This window comes from Collinsella aerofaciens (assembly GCF_032584215.1).
GTDB lineage: Bacteria > Actinomycetota > Coriobacteriia > Coriobacteriales > Coriobacteriaceae > Collinsella.
In genome coordinates this window covers 120,603-138,718 of the sequence record NZ_JAWHPN010000001.1, presented here as the reverse complement: position 1 = coordinate 138,718, position 18,116 = coordinate 120,603, and the positions used below count along the sequence as shown (strand labels likewise).

Genomic DNA, 18,116 nt, shown 5'->3' with positions numbered 1-18,116 from the left:
TGAGCCAGGATCGAACTCTCCGTCCAAAATATCTGGGCTTCGAGCCCGTCCGGTCCTCACAACTATTAGCTGATCGGTTCCGTTCGATTCATATGGTTCTAGTATAGGAAAAGGAATTTCTCGGGGCCGCCTCTCGGCGGCCTTGCGAAAAACAAATCCAAGTTAGACCATTTCAAATGGTTCGATGTCTGCCCGGATGCGACACATCTGGTGTGTCCATCCTCGCAGTATCCGGTTCTCAAGGTGCACGCCTGCGCTGGTTCCCGGTTCGACCGGGCCGCGCGGCAAGGAGATATATTGCCAGACTGCGAAGCGATGTGGGACGTCAATTCCACTCTTCACAAGTCCTACACAATATATCGCTTCCTATATAAGTAATAGAAAGGCTGATGCAGAAATACTGCACGTATCAGATGATGACCCTTCGGTTAAGAGATATATAAAGATCGGTCACCTTTAAGTGTCTATCTACCCGCGCTTTTGCTATATAAACCAGCGCTTCAGATAAAAAGAGGGAGCGCCGCGCACAACGCGACACTCCCCTAGCGATTCAAGAGAATCTATTAGGCCTCGAGAGCCTTCTTGGCGATGGTAGCCAGCTCGTTGAAGGACTCGATGTCCTCGTAAGCCATCTGAGCCAGGACCTTGCGGTCGAGCTCGATGCCGGCAACCTTCAGGCCGTGCATGAACTGAGAGTAAGAGATGTCGTTCAGACGAGCAGCAGCGTTGATACGAGTGATCCAGAGAGAACGGATCTCGCGCTTCTTGTTGCGGCGATCACGATACTGATACTGCAGAGAGTGCTGGACCTGCTCTTTAGCATGCTTGTAAGTACGCGAAGCGGCACCGTAGTAACCCTTCGCACGGTGCATAACGGTACGGCGCTTCTTCTTGGCGGCAACAGCGCGCTTAATACGTGCCATGTTCTATCAACTCCTAGACGGTAAAACGAAAAACGGGAACGCGAACTTAGGCGAGACGCGACTTGATGACCTTGCGGTCGGCAGCGGCGATCTCGGTCTCCTGACGGAAGCCACGCTTACGCTTGGTGGACTTCTTGCTCAGGATGTGGCTCTTGAAAGCCTTGGCGCGCATAAGCTTGCCGGTACCAGTCTTGCGGAAACGCTTCTTGGTGCCGCTGTGGGACTTCATCTTAGGCATGAAATACTCCTTAATCGGTTACAGAACACTAGTTACTTGGTATCGCTTGCCGCTTTATCCTCATCGAAGGCGCCCTTAATCGGGGCGAGCAGCATAAGCATGTTACGGCCTTCCATCTTAGGCTTGGACTCGACCGTAGCGTAAGGCTTGAGATCCTCGGCGAGACGCTCGAGAACGTTAAGGCCCTGCTCCGGGTGAGCCATCTCACGGCCGCGGAACATGATGGTGATCTTAACGCGTGCGCCCTTCTTGAGGAAACGCAGAACGTGGCCCTTCTTGGTCTCGTAGTCGCCAACGTCGATCTTGGGTCGGAACTTCATTTCCTTGACCTCGACCTTGGACTGGTTCTTACGAGCAGCCTTGGCCTTCATGGCCTGCTGGTACTTGAACTTACCGTAGTCCATGACCTTGCAGACCGGCGGCTCCGCGTTGGGAGCGATCTCGACCAGGTCGAGACCCTGATCGTCGGCGACACGCTGGGCATCGCGGATGGCGAACAGGCCGAGCTGAGAGCCATCGACGCCAATCAAACGGCACGAAGATGCAGTAATCTCGTCGTTGATGCGGGTGTCATCAGACTTAGCTATTTTCCCTACCTCCATTCATAAAAAAATAACCCGGCGCTTCTTTGCAACCAGGTCGTACACATAGACATCCTCGGTATGAGGAAGGGAATCTAAGTTGTATGACCAGTCAGCTGCTCATTGGCGCCAAAAGGTGGGAACCCTCGGGTTCCTCTTTAGGGCATTGCGGGAACAACGCCTTGCGAATAATAACACGTACAGCGCGTTATCACATTACGTACACGAAAAAGGGGGCCGCAACCCCCTCGAACGCTCACTTGCATGTATGGTGCCCGAGGCGAGACTCGAAGGGTCTTCGCTTCGCGAAGCCCCGGGCTTCGGGCGCATGGCGCCCTCGCCACGCTCCGCTACAAACAGGCCACAGGACTGTTTGCTTAACGCTCCGCGCGCTCATGCGAGTTCGGCACGAAAAAGGGGGCCGCAACCCCCTTGAACGCTCCTTTGCATGTATGGTGCCCGAGGCGAGACTCGAACTCGCACGTTGTTGCCAACGGTGGATTTTGAGTCCACTGCGTCTGCCAATTCCGCCACTCGGGCACGTAATGCGTGAGTTAGTTTATCACAGCTTTCTACCGATTAGTCCGAAAATGGAACTTCGAGCATTTCGATGAGTTCGACCGTGCGTAGCATCTCGCGCTGACGGCATCCGCGACCGTCGACCGAAGCCTCACCCATCTGGTTATCGTAAGGGTCCTCGCGCATGCCGTCGAAAGAGGGCTCAAACTCTGCCTGGAATCGATTGTTGGCCACCATACGCCATGGGTCGAGATTGCCAAAGTAGTGACGGCGGCGCCACTCCTCCCCCATCCTGCGAGCAGAAGATCCAAATGACACGTCGGCGTTGAGCCAACCGGTCTGCGGCGTATAGAACTCTGCCCAGTCGTGCGACCCCACCGAATCGGGCGCAACGTAGAGGCCGCTCTGCCAACGGGCAGGCACGCCCGCGATACGGCACATGGTGATAAACGTGAGCGCCATAACGCCGCAATCGCCGCGGAGCGAATGCGCGCAGTCATCGGCAATAGATCCCAAAAGCAAGTACGGCGGCTGATAGCGATAGTCGATATACTGCGTCAGGTAATCATAGATAGCACGGGCGCGATCGAGCGGATCCTCGAGTCCGCCAACAACGCTGGCCGTCAGCTGCTGCAGATACGGCGTAAATGCAATGTGCGGACGGTCCTCGGAAATATCCTCGGGCAGAGGCGCGTCCATACGCGGATGAACCGGAAGTGTGCCACCGTAGACATCACAATAAGCAGCATCGATGTGATAACGATAAGTCACCGAGAATGAGCGCTCACTCGAAGAAGACCACGAGGCGGTACGCGCCGAAGCGTTCGCGGGAGCAACAGCACCCTCCGGCGTCATGTCGAGAATCTCGACCTGAGACTGTTGGCGGCAGGTGGCGGCAACGGGTAGCCAAGCGCGAACGGTCTCCCCCTCTAGAGCGCCGGGGACAGACAAGGACGCCTTAAGCGTAATAACGCGAGTCAATCCGTTTTGTGACTCCATCTCCTTGAGCATCTCGTTGCGCAGTGCAATTCCGTCCGTAGGATCGGGACGCATGCCGGGGACCTCTTTGGGATATACGCGAAGCGAATCGAGGAAGTTGTCGAGAACGAACAGCTCGCCATCGATAAAGCGCCAGTCAATACGCTTACGGTCAATCAGGTCGTCAAACTGCTCCTCGGTAAACTCAGGCCACTCCTCGCGAATCATCGCAATAGCTCGATCGCGCGACACCGAAAAATGAAGCGGCGTCTCAAGCATGCGATACCGCTCGGCACGAACGCAGGCAGCAAGCGAGGGATCGGGATCTTGGGCAAGTAGGCGGTCGCAAGCCTCAATAGCCTGCGAAAGATACCCCGCGTCCTTTAAACGCAGAATCTCGGGTGGCAAGCCAACATCTAGAAAACGGAAGTCATCATTGCAAACATCAACAGAGCAACCAACAGGACCCTCGTCAATAACCTTCCCATCCGAAGGCAGCACCTTAACAACAGCCATACTAAAACTCCAAGTCACTAGAACGCTTGAAGTCCATTGTAGCGAGATAAAAAAGAAAGCCCCAATAAAGGAACCCTCAACACCGATAAACGGTACCTCTAAAAATGAATTCAGCCCAGTAACCCTGTAGCGAGTTAACGAAGGAGGCCCCGTTCACCCGAAGCTTTTCCCATTGCGCGACTTCTGGCAAAGCCAGGTGAGCGCAAGGGAAAAGCGTAGGGTGAACGGGGCCTCCGACGGGAAAGTTAAACCGCTACTTACGCCTTGTTGACGGAGCCAAACTCCTCCATGAGCTCCTTGGTGCGGGCAACGATGTTGTCGCGACCAGGCTTGAGGAGCTTGCGGGGGTCAAAGCCCTTGCCCTGCTGATCCTTGCCAGCCTCGATATACTCGCGAACGCCCTTGGCGAAGACGAGCTGCAGATCGGTGTTAACGTTGATCTTGGAGATACCCAGGGAGATGGCCTTCTTGATCTGATCCTCGGGGATGCCGGTACCACCGTGCAGAACGAGGGGCAGGTCGCCAGTCTGAGCCTTGATCTCGCCCAGACGCTCGAAGGAAAGGCCAGCCCAGTCGGCGGGATACACGCCGTGGATGTTGCCGATACCGCAGGCGAGGAAGTCGACGCCCAGGTCAGCAATCTGCTTGCACTCAGCGGGGTCAGCGAGCTCGCCGTTGGAGGTCACGCCGTCCTCGGTGCCGCCGATGCCGCCGACCTCGGCCTCGATGGACATGCCCTTGGAGTGGGCAAGCTCAACGAGTTCCTTGGTGCGGTCGAGGTTAAGCTGGAAGGTCTCCTCGTGAGAGCCGTCATACATGATGGACGTGAAGCCGGCCTCGATGCACTTGAAGCAGTCCTCGTAAGAACCGTGATCGAGGTGAAGGGCGACGGGGACGGTAACGCCCGTGGCCTCGACGGCAGCCTTGACCATGTCGGCGCAGACCTTGAAACCGCCCATCCACTTAGCGGCACCAGCGGTGCACTGAAGGATCAGCGGAGACTTGGCCTCCTCGGCGGCCTGGAGAATAGCCAGGGTCCACTCGAGGTTGTTGGTGTTGAAGGCACCGAGAGCGTACTTGCCGGCCTCGGCCTTCTTGAGCATGTCTGCTGCGTTGACGAGCATAAAAGAAACCTCCTGTAAGGTTGCTCCGATAACGCCTGAGATTTTACCACGACATACCCGAGCATAAACGTTCGTTTGTTCACGAATACCATCCGATTGGACAAATTTTGACCGTTTGCCCCACAGAATCGACCCACTGGGGAAAATAGCTTGACGATTGAGCGGTCTTCGTGATTCGAAAGACGGCTTCGAGCCTACATCTGCATAAACGGATTCTGCATAAGTTCGCGCGCCATCGTGGTCGAATCGCCATGGCCCGTCAAGCAAACGGTATCGAGCGGAAGCGTCTTGGCAAGTTTGGAGAGCGAGCGCATAATCGCCGCCTCGTCACCGCCGGAAAGATCGGTACGACCGTGGCTGCCCGGGAAAAGCGTGTCGCCCACAAAGGCGATGTTCCCCTGCTCGGTCGCGGCGAACAGGACGATGCCGCCCGGCGTATGCCCCGGCGTCTCGATCACCTGCAGGCAGATATCGCCCAATTCAATCGTATCGCCCTCGGCAAGCAGCCGCGTCGGCTCGCCCGGATTGGGCGTCTCAATACCCCACATGGCGCGCTGCTCCTCGATATTTGCGCGAGGCACCGTCACGTCCTTAGCGCACAACTCATATAGTGCGCTGTCGCCAACGACAGCTCGAACCCCGGCGACCCCGCCAACATGGTCGGCATGACCGTGCGTGCAGACAGAGCCGAGTACGCGAACTTCGGGATGCGCGGTGCGGATATGCTCCACAAGACGCTCGCCCTCCCACGCCGGATCGACGATTAAGCACTCGTCATTCGAAATCACGGCGTAACTGTTGGTCTGAATCGGGCCGTTGACGAGTGCCTCAATCGAAGCTGCACCTCGGGGTGTCAGGTCCAAAGTCATATCGCCCATGCGCATACCCTCCTTCTAAAATACGTTCGAGGCACCAAACGATGCCTCGAACGTAACCAATATCTATGATGCTGAGAGGCTCTCGCACCTACACACGGCGCTTGAGCTGAGCTCCGCCTTCGCCGGGCATAAGACGGCGAGCGTCGTAGACCGAATCGACACTGCTGATGGAAGCCAGCAGCGGATCCAGACCGCTCGCGTCCGAGATCTCGACCATAAAGCGCAGGGTTGCAATACCCTCGCGGTTGGTCGACGTGGCGGCAGAAAGGATATTGCCGCCCGCATCGCCAATGGCAATGGTGACATCCTTGAGCAGGCCCATGCGGTCCAGGCACTCGACCACGATCTCGACCTGGAAGAGGGTGTCGGCAGCGCCGTCCCACTCCACATCGATCATGCGCTCGGGATGTTCCATAAGACCCTTGACGTTGGGGCAGTTGGCGCGATGCACCGAAACGCCACGGCCGCGCGTGATGAAGCCGACGATGTCATCGCCCGTCACCGGATTGCAGCAATGCGCCAGACGGACCAGCAGACCGCTGTTGCTCTCGCCCTTGACGATAATGCCGTTGCTGGCGCTCTTGCCGCGCTTTTGCGGCTTGCGGTTGGAGCCGCGGGCAGGCTGCTTGACGATCTCGGCAATGGCTTCGGTCTTGGTGAGCTGCTCCTCGGGCTTGGGGTCCAAGATTTGCTCGACCTTGTTACCCACAGCGCGCGGGGCAACCTTGCCGGCGCCGACGGCGGCAAACAGGTCCTCGAGCTGCTTGTAGTTAAACTGCTCCGCCACGGCGTTGAGCGCACGCGTGGATCGCGGCGTAGAGATGCCATACCCGCGCTTGCGCAGGTCCTTGGCCAGTATATCGCGGCCGGCAGCAGCGTCATCGTCTTTGGTCGCGGCGGCGAAGTAACGGCGGATCTTTGACTTGGCGGAAGGTGTCTTAACGATCTTGAGCCAATCACGCGACGGCTTGGAACTCTTGTTGGTCAGGATCTCGACACGGTCACCCGTCTTAATCTCGTGCGTGAGCGGAGCCACCGCACCGTTGATTTTGGCGCCGACGCAATGGTTTCCCACCTCGGTGTGAACGGCGTAGGCAAAGTCGAGCGGTGTAGAGCCGGCACGAAGCGCCATGACCTCGCCCTTGGGTGTAAAGACAAAGATCTCCTGGTCGAACAGATCGACCTTCAGCGAGTGCAGGTATTCCTTGGCGTCCGTAATCTCGTCAGACGCTGCCCAATCGAGCGAATGTTTGAGCCAGTTAATCTGGTCGTCCAGACGCTGGGCATCATTGGTCTTAGACGCAGACGATCCGCCCGACTTCTTATAGAGCCAGTGGGCGGCAATGCCGTACTCGGCCTGTTCATGCATCTCATAGGTTCGAATCTGAATCTCGAGCGGGCGGGCCGTGGGGCCGATAACCGTCGTATGGAGCGACTGGTAGTTGTTGACCTTGGGCATGGCGATATAGTCTTTGAAGCGACCGGGCATGGGGTGCCACAGCGTATGCACCGCGCCGAGCGTGGAGTAGCAATCGCGCACCGAATGCGTGATGACACGCAGTGCCACCAGGTCGTAGATCTCGGAGAATTCCTTGCCCTTGCGCTTCATCTTTTGGTAGATGGACCAATAGTGCTTGGAACGGCCATTGATCTGGAAGCCCTCCAGGCCAATGCGGTTGAGCTCGTCGGTGAGCGTCTTGATAGTCTCGGCCAGATAGCGCTCGCGAACCTCGCGCGACTCAGCCACCATGCGCGCGATGCGCTGGTAGGCGTCGGGCTCAAGGTAGAAGAAGGACAGGTCCTCGAGCTCCCACTTAATAGAGCTCATGCCCAGACGGTCGGCCAGGGGCGCATACACGTCCATGGTCTCGCGGGCCTTAAACAGACGACGGTCCTCGCGAAGGGCCGCCAGCGTACGCATGTTATGCAGGCGGTCGGCAAGTTTGACGATAATAACGCGGATGTCCTTGGACATGGCGAGGAACATCTTGCGCAGCGTAAGCGCCTGCTTCTCGTCCATGCTATCGACTTCGATGTTGGTGAGCTTGGTCACGCCATCGACGAGCTCGGCCACCGTATCACCAAACAGGCCGGAAACATCGGCAAGCGAGGTCTCGGTGTCCTCGACGGTATCGTGCAGCAGCGCGGCGCACACCACATCGCAGTCCATCTTGAGATCGGCCAAGATGATGGCCACCTCAACGGGATGGTTGATGTACATCTCACCCGAGCGCCGCTTTTGGTTGCAGTGCTTCTCGGCGGCAAAGCAGTAGGCCTGCTCCACCTTAGAGAAGTCGTCCTCATTCATATATTTGAGGCACAGGCGCTCCAGCTTGTCGTAGCTGTCCGCCATAATCTCGGGCGGCAGCTCATCAGCATGCTTATAGTGCTCCATCTCCGAAAACGGCTGGAGGGTGGAATCATGGGAGGTACGGGCTGCGGCATCCATCGAGGTCCCCTTCCCCTAGGCCCGCGGTACGATCGGGCGGTTAACTTTGGCTAGCATATCAGAAGCGCACGAATCGAGCGCCCAGCTCCGGAAAGCCGAGAACTCCATGCGCGAGCGCAGACCCTCCAAATAACGGATTGACCTGCTCAATTGCACACGGCCGGGGTTTTCTGCCATTGAGATGCGACGCGTATCGTCAAATCCCGAAACGCGGCAGAAACCAAGCTCTTCGAAGATTCCCAGACCGCTTTCCACCGAGCGCTCGTCGACCGGCGTGCGGGCATCGATGGCAAGGCACATCTGCGCGATGTCGATATCGCTCGCACTAAACGAATCGTCTCCGGTCTTGCCGCGGTTGGAGCGCCACATAGTCTGCAGCGCTCGATAGAGCGTGACGAGCTCGTCGCGCTCGGGCGCGTAGCAGTCGAGCAGGCGCTCGTTAATGCGAGCGTCACGCGACGAATAGAGCAGGTGAATCACGGCAGGCCGACCGTCGCGACCGGCGCGTCCGCTCATCTGGTTGAACTCGATGGCGCCAAACGGCATGTGGTAGAGCACGACATGGCGGATATCGGGCAGGTTCACGCCCTCACCAAAGGCAGAGGTCGAAACGATGCAGCTGAGGCTTCCGTCACGAAACGCCTCCTCGACACGGCGACGATCGGAGCGCGCAAGCCCCGCGTTATAGAATGCGATGCGGGTCGCGCAATCGGGTACCCGCTTGCGCAGCGTCTTAGCAAGCGCCACGGACTGGTCGCGCGAGTTGACGTAGATGACGGTCTTCTCCCCCGTCGCCACGATTGACACCAGGCGGTTCTCGCGGCTCGCAAGGTCTCGGTCGTCCTCGAGCTGCAAGTTCTCGCGCACCGTCTCGTCGACCACTGTACGGGTAATCGGTAGCACGCGGGCGAGCTCGGCCACAACCGGAGCCGTTGCGGTGGCAGTCGCGGCCAGAACGACCGGGTCGCCCAGGGCCTTGAGGATATCGGGCATGTCAAGATAGGCGCTGCGGTCGCCGCCCTTGGCAAGACCGGCATGATGCGCCTCATCGATAACGACAAAACCGATGCGGCCCGAACGCGCAAAGCGGTCGCGGTGAATGGACAGGAACTCGGGCGTCGTGAGCACGATGCCGGTGCGGCCCGAAGCCAAGCCGGCAAACACGTCATCGCGCGCCGCCTCCACGGTCTCGCCGGTCAGCACGCCTACGCCAATGCCGAGCGCGGCCATCGTCGACGAGAGGTGATAGGCCTGGTCGGCAACGAGCGCGCGCAGCGGATAGACAAAGATGCTCGCACGCCCGCGAAGGACCGCCTCGCGCGCGGCATGTACATGGAAGATAAGAGACTTGCCGCGCCCCGTTCCCATAACAGCCAGAACACTTTGGTGATCGGCCAGGGCATCGAGCGCCTCGACCTGCGCGCGGTGCGGCTGGTTCGAGCCGATAAAGCTATGGATAAGCGAGCGCGTCAGCTCGGTATAGGAAAGCTGGGCGAGCGTCTCGCGCTTGCGCGACTCCAAGCGCAGGCCGGAATCCGCCGGCTGCACGCCACGACGAAGCTCGCATGCCGGATCGTCGACGCTGGGCAGCGTGCTATCGCGGACCAGAACATCCTTGACCATGAGCTTGGGCTTCACACGACCCTGCCAATGCTCGGCAACGGCCTCGAACACCAAGTCGACGGCGCTGTCGCAATTGATAAGCCTGTCGATCTGCGGTACACGAAACATGATGGCCGGCACACTCGCGGCGCCATCCGTCGCCACGAAGCGCATATGCTCGCCGGTCTTACCCACCACGGCGCGATCACACATCGTCACGCCCTCGGCGGCCAGCAGCGGCACCTTATTACCCTGGCCAAACGGCTCAAGGCGGGAAATCTGCTCTATAGTCTCGATATTCAGCTCGGAAAGGTCGACCGTGGCGGCAACCTCGTCGGTGTCCTCAAAGTCCTCGGCGGGAAGCTCGGACAACACGGCGGAAAGGCGACGGCGGAACTCATCGAGCTTGGACGCCTCGATGGTCACACCCACCGCGCCGGCATGTCCGCCGCGACGAATCATCAGGTCGGAACAGCGCTCGATAGCGTCAAACAGGTTAACTTTGCCCACTGAGCGACCAGAGCCGCGCGCGATACCGTCCTCGATCGAGAACAGCAGCGCCGGCACGTGGTAGCGGTTGGTCAGACGGCTTGCCACGATGCCCTTGACGCCCTCGTGCCAGCCTTCGCCGCCCACGACGATCGCGCGTCCGCCGTCATAGGTCTCCTCGACCTTTGCCATGGCATCGCACGTGAGCTCCGCCTCGATCTCACGGCGCTGGCGGTTGATTTCCTCGAGCTCAGCCGCCAGCGCGCTTGCTTCGATGGGATTGCGGGCAAGCAGCAGGTCGAGCGCCAGCTTGGGATCGGCCATGCGACCGGCAGCGTTTAAGCGGGGAATGAGCGAGAATGACAGGCCATCCGCCGTAATGCTCGAAAGGTCCGCCTTGGCGAGCGCGGCAAGTGCGATGTAGCCGGGACGGGCCGTCACGCGCATCTGCTGGATGCCCTCGGCGACCAGTGCGCGGTTCTCGGGCGTAAGCGGCATCATATCGGACACGGTGCCCAGCGCCGCGACCTCGATTAGCGAACGCCAATACGACGGCTTGCCCAGGCGCTCACCCAGGACTTGCACCAGCTTGAGCGCCACACCAGCACCGGCAAGCTCGCGCGAGGGGCCCTCGTCCTCGAGCTTGGGGTCGGTCAGGGGCACACCCTGCGGCACCTGGTCGGAGGGCTCGTGATGGTCCGTGACCACCAAATCGATCCCCAGGTCCTCCAAATAGGAAACCTCTTCCTTGGCGGCAATGCCGTTATCGACGGTCACGATCAGCTGGGGGCGAGCGAGCTCGTTAACGCGATCGAGTGCCGCGCGCGAAAGACCGTAGCCCTCATCAAAGCGATGCGGAATAAACGGCGTGACATCGGCGCCAAACGTGCGCAGCGCCTCGGTCAACAGGCAGGTCGACGTAATACCGTCAACGTCAAAATCGCCAAAGACTGCAATGTGCTCGTGGTTGCGAATAGCACGCTCGACGCGGTCGGCAACGACCGACATGCCCGGGATAATGAGTGGGTCGGCCCAGTCGCGATCGAGCGAAGGTGTCAAAAACAATTGGCCCTCTTTGATGGAGTCAATGCCGTGCGCGACCATAATGCGCGCCACCAGCCCGGGAATGCCCAGACCAGCCGAAAGTTCCTTTTCGAGCTCGGGGTTTTGCTGAGCGACCGCCCAGCGATGCGTCGTCTTAAGCGATGACATAGGCACCCACCCCTGATAGGGGCAGGTCGCCGCGATACCTCTCACGGTTCATAGCGATGAGTCCTCTGTGTATGCCCGCTTCGGCAGGCAGATCTGTTGAACGGATTTATTATACCGTGCGGCGCGGACGCAAATCGCCGCAGCACGCCGCGGTTTCGGTAAACGATGCCAGTAATACCCTCGAAATAATCGAGCGTTTCAGCCGCACGGACGCATACGAGCGTCTAGCATATCCATACAAACGAGTTCGCGGATAAAGGGAGTCACGGGACATATGAAGCAATGGGCTGGACTGGGAAAGTTCCTCGCGGGGCATATGCAGGTCATCGTTCCGATTTGCGTGGCGCTCGGCGTGCTCTTTCCCCAGCAGATTGGCGTGCTCAAGCCCATTGTTCCCGCCCTCTTCGCCTTTATGACGTTTCAGGGTGCGCTCAGCAACACCTTCCACCAGGTAGCCGAGGTGTTCCGCCGTCCCCTGCACCTGATTTTGGCACTGCTCGTCTCGGCGGCGCTTATTCCCATCGCGGCCTATGCCATGGGATCGTTATTCTTTGGCTCCAATCCCAACCTTGTCTGCGGCATCGTGCTCGAGTACAGCGTACCCGTGGCGGTCACTGCCTTTATGTGGATTAGCATGTTCGGCGGCAACGGCCCGCTCGCGCTCACCATCATCCTGACGTCCTCGGTTATCTCCCCTGTGACGATTCCGCTCACGCTCAAGCTCCTGCTGGGCGCCACCGTCTCGATCGACGTGCCGAGCATGATGCAAGACATGGCCTTTATGATCGCCATCCCCGCCGTGCTCGGCATCGTGATCAACGAGCTCACGCGCGGATGGGGGCACGAAAAACTCTCCCCCGTGCTCTCGCCCGCCTGCAAATTCATGATGATGGGCGTTATCGCCTCCAACTCCACCGCCATGAGCGAGTACGTGCTGCACATGAACGCGGTGCGCTTGGAAGTCGCCCTCTTTATTTTGGTCTTCGCCATCAGTGGCTTTGTCTTCGGTTTTCTGGTCGCCCATACGCTGCATCTGCCATATAGCGAGACGACCACCATGTGCTTTACCTGCGGCATGCGTAACATCTCTTCGGGCGCCGTCATCGCCACGCAGTACTTTCCGGGCGAAGTCGTGTTTCCCGTCATGTGCGGAACGCTGTTTCAGCAGGTACTCGCCTCGCTTATCGGGCATCTCTTTGAGCGTCTGACCGGCGAGGAGCGCGCCGCCCAGCGCAAGCGCGTCGAAGCCGGCCGCGACGCCATGGCACGCTAGACTGTCCGCATTACGCGGGTGTTAGTCTTGCTATACGAGCGTTTCCAGATGCGCACGCAGGCGCTCAGCATCGATATCGAGCGTTGTCTCAGCATTGACCTGGGCCAAACGATAGCCGACAAAGTAGGGCGAAACCACCCAACGTGGCAGCGCCTTGGCAATGGTCCGACCGCCCAGGTGATAGAAGAACAGGTTGTACGACTCTGCGCGACCACCGTGGTGCTCGTTCAGGATATAGCGCAGAGCTACCTGGATCGCATCGGCGAAGAGATCCGCCTCGGCTTGGTCTCTCGTGTCATCGCTGGCAGCGATTCCCTGCGGGGCTGAAACGTTGATCTCAAAGAACCCCATGATCGGTTCGGTTGAGATGTCGACCGAGATTCTCCCCTGTTGCCAGACACTGATGCCTTCAAAGTTGGCTGAGGCCAGCGCCGCATAGCCGTCCTCCTGTTCCAAGCCCACAATCTGCATGTGTGGATGGACGAGGCTGCCGCCCGAAAGCGGGCCTTTGTTCTTGTACATGAGCACACTGCAGTACTGTTGGGAATCGATCATCTGCTGCCAACAGCCCAGGGCAAACCGCATCACATGATGCAGCTCATCCGGTTCATAGGTCACCAGGTCGGCGTCGTGATTGGCAGACTCGATCAATACGGTCTGACGTGTGGCCCGCAATGTCTTGAACTTATTCTCGAGCCAGATGCAGTCACCATCGCGCTGGATGATGTTGGCAAGCCCCTCCGTGTCGCAAAAGGGGCACGCGGTGCCAGGGCGACGATTATCGTCGGGCTTACCGCTCGCCTGCTGGACATCGAATACAAGTGCCACGGGCTACACCTCCAGCGGCACAATCTTGGTGCCATGGAGCTCGGAGACGCCCAGTGCCGCCGCCACGGTATCGCGGTTGACCGTGGAAATGCCGCCGCCGGGAAGGATGGTCAAGCGGTCGCCCGCATACTCGATTAAGCGGGCCAGGTTTTCGAAGTTGTCCTCGATCGGCGTACCGGCAGCGCCACCATGCGTCAGGATGCGTGTGATGCCGCAGTCGGCGAGTATGTCAATCGCGTCGAGCTGAGCCTCGGGCGAGAGCTGATCAAACGCCATGTGGAAGGTGATGTCGATGGGCTCACGCTTGCATTCCTCGGTCGCGCAGCCCGCGGCCATCACGAGAGCGCCCAACGTAAGCTCGTCGAGTGCCCATCCGCCAGCGCGGGGCTTGCAGCAGCCAAAGACTAAGCCGTCAACGCCGGCGCTCACGGCAAGGCCCAGGTCCATCTCCATCATACGCAACTCGTCCTGGTTGTAGTGAAAGTCGCCGCCACGCGGGCGAATCATGCACATCACCCGCGCATCGTGCTCGTGTGCATAGTTGGTCGTAGCGCTGATAACGCCGGCCGAAGGCGTGGTGCCACCAACGGCAAGGTTGTCGCACAGCTCGATACGCCTTGTACCGGCATCGATAGCCGCCGGCACCCGCTCAAAGTTCTCGGCACAAAACTCGTACAGCATAGATAGACCCCCAAAGACAGCAGATGTTTTCCGACGGGCATTGTCACACACCCCCATGAAGTTGCGGTGGAATAGGGACTGTTTTGGCGTCTAGCGCCCCCATTTAGTCCCTATTTCACCGCAACTTAAAAGGGGGCGCTGACCGGGTTGGTCAGCGCCCCCTTTGTTGAATGGATTAACCGCCCAGATAGGCCTTGCGGACGTTATCGTCGTGCAGCAGCTCTTGACCGGTGCCGGTCATGGTGATCTTGCCAGTCTCGAGCACGTAACCGCGCGTGGCGATGGAAAGCGCCATCTGCGCGTTTTGCTCGACCAGAAGCACCGTGGTACCGGCCTTGTGCAGGTCCTCGACAATCTGGAAGATCTGTTCGATCAGAATCGGTGCCAGACCCATGGAAGGTTCGTCGAGCATAAGCAGTTTGGGGTTACTCATAAGGGCGCGCCCCATAACGAGCATCTGCTGCTCGCCGCCCGAAAGGGTGCCAGCGACCTGGCGACGACGTTCCTTCAGGCGCGGGAACTGCTCGTAGACGCGCTCCAGGCCCGGAGCCACCGTGGACTTGGGCTGCGTATAGGCACCCATCTCCAGGTTCTCCTCGACCGTCATCTGCAAAAAGGCGCGACGACCCTCGGGAACCTGAGCCAGGCCCTTACCAACCAGCTTATCAGCGGGCGTATGAGTAATGTCCTCGCCCATAAACTTGATGGAACCGGTCTTGGAACGCAGCAGGCCCGAGACGGTCTTGAGCGTTGTGGACTTGCCGGCACCGTTGGCGCCAATCAAGGCCACGATCTCGCCCTCGTTAACGTTAAAGGAGATGTCCTTAATGGCGTGGATGGCGCCGTACCAGACGTTGATGTTGTAGACGGAAAGCATCGGCTCTGCCATTTAGTTCTCCCCCTTATCCTGCTTGCCCAGATATGCCTCAATAACAGCGTCGTTGTTCTGGATTTCCTCTGCCGTGCCCTTGGCGATGACCTTACCAAAGTTGAGCACGCAGATGCCCTCGCAGATGTTCATAACGAGCGACATATCATGCTCGATAAGCATGATAGCAATGCCAAAGGTGTCGCGAATCTTGACGATGTTCTCCATGAGCTCCGCGGTCTCGGACGGGTTCATGCCGGCAGCAGGCTCGTCGAGCAGCAGTAGCTTGGGGTTGGTGGCAAGCGCGCGGACGATCTCCAGACGACGCTGAGCGCCGTAAGGCAGCGATCCGGCCTGCTCGTTTGCCAGATGCTCCATATCAAAGATGGACAGCAGCTCCATGGCGCGCTCGTGAGCAGCCTTCTCGTGCTTCCAATACGTCGGCAGGCGCAGCACGCCCTCAAAGCCGGAGTAACGCTCCTGGTTATGCAGGCCGACCTTGACGTTATCCTCCACCGTCATGGTGTTGAATAGGCGAATGTTCTGGAAGGTACGGGCAATACCCATGCGGTTGACCTGGTAGACCGACTTGCCCGAGGTGTCCTCGCCGTCGAGCAGGATGGTGCCATGCGTGGGCTGGTACACCTTGGTGAGCAGGTTGAAGACCGTGGTCTTGCCGGCGCCGTTGGGACCGATCAGACCGGCGATCTCGGTCTTGCCGATAGTCAGGCTAAAGTCGTCGACTGCCTTAAGGCCACCGAACTCAATGCCCAGGTGGATGCACTCGAGTGCAGGGCGCTCGCCCAGGTCACGATCGGGAACGATGGCGCCAGAAGGATACGGGACCATCTTGCCCTTCTTGAACTCAAATTTACTGGGCATCGGCTGCCACCTCCTTCTTGGAAGCAAAGCGGTCCTTGACGCGACCGAAGAACGCCTTGAGCTGCGGGTTGTTGGTAAAAATCATGACCAGGATCAGCACGATGGCGTAGATGAGCATGCGGTAGTCCGAGAACTGACGAAGCAGCTCGGGAAGCACCGTGAGCAACGCCGCCGCGATGACGGAACCGCGCATGTTGCCCAGGCCGCCCAGGACCACGAACACCAGAATGAGGATCGACGTGTTGAAGTCGAACTTGGTGGCGGAGAGCTGCGAGATGTTACCGCCGAAGAGAGCTCCGGCAGCACCGGCGAGGGCAGCGGAAACCACGAAGGCGATCATGCGGTACTCCGTGACGGAGATGCCTACGGACTCGGCTGCAATCTTGTTATCGCGCACGGCCATAATGGCACGGCCGGTACGGCTGCGGACCAGGTTGAGCACAATCACGAGTGCGACCATGACCAGGATGGCACCGGCGAGGAAGGTCGAGTACGTCGACACGCCCGAGGCGCCCTGGGCGCCCTTGATGATGACGGTGCCGTCCTCGAGCAGGTGCAGGTCGTCGATCGTAGAGTTGCCCGTGATGTTAAAAATCACGTGCAGGCCGCGGGAGTCGACGCCCACAATGAGGCAGGTGACGATCTCTTTGATGATCTCGCCAAAAGCCAGGGTCACGATGGCCAGATAGTCGCCGCTCAGGCGCAGGACCGGGATACCAATCAAGAAGCCCAAGATGGCAGCGGCGATGGCGCCGACCACGATACTGATGATAAGGCGCACCGGATCGGAGGGAACGGCGCTCTCCAGCGCGACCGCGGTGACGATGCCCGTGTAGGCACCGACACTCATAAAGCCCGCATGGCCCAGCGACAGGTCGCCCGCGATGCCGACGACGAGGTTGAGGGAAATGGCCATGACGATGTAGGCCGTAATAGGAACCAACTGACCGGCGATCATGCGCGGAATCATGTGGTTCGACTGCATAAAGAACACGATGGCGAAGGCCACGATACACATGGCGTACGTGACAAAGTCGTGACGCGTCTGCTTGTCTTTAAGAAACTTCATAACGCTCACCTACACCTTCTCGGGGACGTACTTGCCCAAGAGGCCGGCAGGCTTGACGAGCAGGACGATGATCAAAACACCAAAGACGATGGAGTTGGCAAGGCTCGTGGAAATGTAGGCCTGCGCCATCGCCTCGATGATGCCGATGAGAATGCCACCGACAAAGGCACCGGGAATGGAGCCGATGCCGCCGAAGACGGCGGCGTCGAAGGCCTTGATGCCAGGCATGGCACCCGTCGTGGGCTGCAGCACCGGCGAGTAGGAGCACAGGAGCACGCCGGCGATGGCGGCAAGCGCCGAGCCGATGGCAAACGTCATCGAGATGGTGCGGTTGACGTTGATGCCCATGAGCTGAGCGGCGGCCTTGTCCTCGGACACGGCGCGCATGGCCTTGCCCATCTTGGTCTTACCTGTAAAGAACATCAGGCCGGCCATGATAACCAGGCAGGCGACGATGGTGACGAGCGAGACGGCGCTTACGTTGAACTTGGCCAAGAACTCCGGCACCTGGAAGGTGACGAGCGAAGTGAAGTTCTTGGGCGTGGCGCCCCACAGAAGCTGCGCGGCGTTCTGCAGGAAGTAAGACACGCCGATAGCCGTGATCAGAACGGCCAGCGGGCCTGCTTGGCGCAGCGGCTTATAGGCCAGACCCTCGATGAGAACGCCGAGAACCGTGCAGACCACAGAAGAAAGAATTACAGATACCCAGCCCGGGAGGCCGAGATACGACGTGGCGCAGAACGAGACATAGGCACCGACCATGATGACGTCGCCGTGAGCGAAGTTCAGCATCTTGGCGATACCGTAGACCATGGTGTAGCCCAACGCGATGATGGCGTAGACGCTGCCCATGGACAGGCCGTTGACCAGGTATTGGATAAAGACCGTCATGTTCCACATCCCCCTTTCGAATAGGTTTCCAGTTGATGTATGAAACAGGGACGTTACATCGTCCCTAGATACCAAGCAAGCAGGGAAGGCCAAAACCTCCCCTGCTTGGGATCAA

General features: G+C 59.1%; 15 protein-coding genes and 1 tRNA gene. 1 reads left to right on the top strand and 15 read right to left on the bottom strand.

Going from position 1 to position 18,116, the window contains the following annotated elements:
- Positions 1–563 precede the first annotated feature (563 nt).
- The 9 genes from rplT to recJ all read right to left on the bottom strand — a co-directional run bounded on the left by rplT (position 564) and on the right by recJ (position 11,509).
- Positions 564–923 carry a 50S ribosomal protein L20 gene (gene rplT / locus RX395_RS00590; protein WP_006234421.1) on the bottom strand — a complete coding sequence of 120 codons (360 nt, stop codon included), beginning with the start codon at positions 921–923 and terminating at the stop codon, positions 564–566.
- Positions 924–969: 46 nt separating this feature from the next.
- Positions 970–1,161 carry a 50S ribosomal protein L35 gene (gene rpmI, locus RX395_RS00585; RefSeq protein WP_006234422.1) on the bottom strand — a complete coding sequence of 64 codons (192 nt, stop codon included), beginning with the start codon at positions 1,159–1,161 and terminating at the stop codon, positions 970–972.
- 32 nt (positions 1,162–1,193) lie between these two features.
- Positions 1,194–1,763, bottom strand: a complete 570-nt coding sequence (infC, locus tag RX395_RS00580; protein WP_006234423.1) for a translation initiation factor IF-3 — start codon at positions 1,761–1,763, stop codon at positions 1,194–1,196.
- A gap of 432 nt (positions 1,764–2,195) precedes the next feature.
- Positions 2,196–2,282: transfer RNA gene (locus RX395_RS00575), tRNA-Leu, on the bottom strand.
- Between the two features lie 39 nt (positions 2,283–2,321).
- Positions 2,322–3,755: a transglutaminase-like domain-containing protein gene (locus RX395_RS00570; RefSeq protein WP_316364705.1), complete on the bottom strand. Its 1,434-nt coding sequence runs from the start codon at positions 3,753–3,755 to the stop codon at positions 2,322–2,324.
- Between the two features lie 257 nt (positions 3,756–4,012).
- A complete protein-coding gene (fba, locus tag RX395_RS00565; protein ID WP_006234429.1) occupies positions 4,013–4,879 on the bottom strand; it encodes a class II fructose-1,6-bisphosphate aldolase in 867 nt (288 codons plus the stop codon).
- A 194-nt stretch (positions 4,880–5,073) separates the two neighbouring features.
- Positions 5,074–5,757 carry an MBL fold metallo-hydrolase gene (locus tag RX395_RS00560; RefSeq protein WP_316364702.1) on the bottom strand — a complete coding sequence of 228 codons (684 nt, stop codon included), beginning with the start codon at positions 5,755–5,757 and terminating at the stop codon, positions 5,074–5,076.
- Positions 5,758–5,845: 88 nt separating this feature from the next.
- Positions 5,846–8,206 (bottom strand): RelA/SpoT family protein, encoded by a 2,361-nt coding sequence (locus RX395_RS00555; protein WP_316364700.1) that lies wholly within the window; start codon positions 8,204–8,206, stop codon positions 5,846–5,848.
- Positions 8,207–8,221: 15 nt separating this feature from the next.
- Positions 8,222–11,509: a single-stranded-DNA-specific exonuclease RecJ gene (recJ, locus tag RX395_RS00550; RefSeq protein ID WP_316364697.1), complete on the bottom strand. Its 3,288-nt coding sequence runs from the start codon at positions 11,507–11,509 to the stop codon at positions 8,222–8,224.
- Between the two features lie 274 nt (positions 11,510–11,783).
- On the opposite strand from recJ, the gene RX395_RS00545 reads away from it, so the two are divergent.
- Positions 11,784–12,782, top strand: coding sequence for a bile acid:sodium symporter family protein (locus tag RX395_RS00545; RefSeq protein WP_195240673.1), 999 nt, complete (start codon positions 11,784–11,786; stop codon positions 12,780–12,782).
- Between the two features lie 30 nt (positions 12,783–12,812).
- On the opposite strand, the gene RX395_RS00540 is transcribed toward RX395_RS00545, so the two are convergent.
- From RX395_RS00540 to RX395_RS00515, 6 genes are all read right to left on the bottom strand, one after another.
- Positions 12,813–13,610, bottom strand: a complete 798-nt coding sequence (locus RX395_RS00540; RefSeq protein WP_055310552.1) for a DUF4931 domain-containing protein — start codon at positions 13,608–13,610, stop codon at positions 12,813–12,815.
- A gap of 3 nt (positions 13,611–13,613) precedes the next feature.
- A complete protein-coding gene (locus RX395_RS00535) occupies positions 13,614–14,291 on the bottom strand; it encodes a copper homeostasis protein CutC (protein ID WP_316364692.1) in 678 nt (225 codons plus the stop codon).
- 175 nt (positions 14,292–14,466) lie between these two features.
- Complete coding sequence (locus RX395_RS00530) at positions 14,467–15,180, bottom strand: ABC transporter ATP-binding protein (protein WP_006234438.1); 714 nt, start codon at positions 15,178–15,180, stop codon at positions 14,467–14,469.
- Positions 15,181–16,041, bottom strand: a complete 861-nt coding sequence (locus RX395_RS00525) for an ABC transporter ATP-binding protein (RefSeq protein ID WP_055310550.1) — start codon at positions 16,039–16,041, stop codon at positions 15,181–15,183.
- A complete protein-coding gene (locus RX395_RS00520) occupies positions 16,031–17,110 on the bottom strand; it encodes a branched-chain amino acid ABC transporter permease (RefSeq protein ID WP_316364688.1) in 1,080 nt (359 codons plus the stop codon). The genes RX395_RS00525 and RX395_RS00520 overlap by 11 nt, the downstream gene beginning before the upstream one ends.
- A gap of 9 nt (positions 17,111–17,119) precedes the next feature.
- Positions 17,120–18,001 carry a branched-chain amino acid ABC transporter permease gene (locus tag RX395_RS00515; protein ID WP_316364686.1) on the bottom strand — a complete coding sequence of 294 codons (882 nt, stop codon included), beginning with the start codon at positions 17,999–18,001 and terminating at the stop codon, positions 17,120–17,122.
- Between the last annotated feature and the right edge of the window lie 115 nt (positions 18,002–18,116).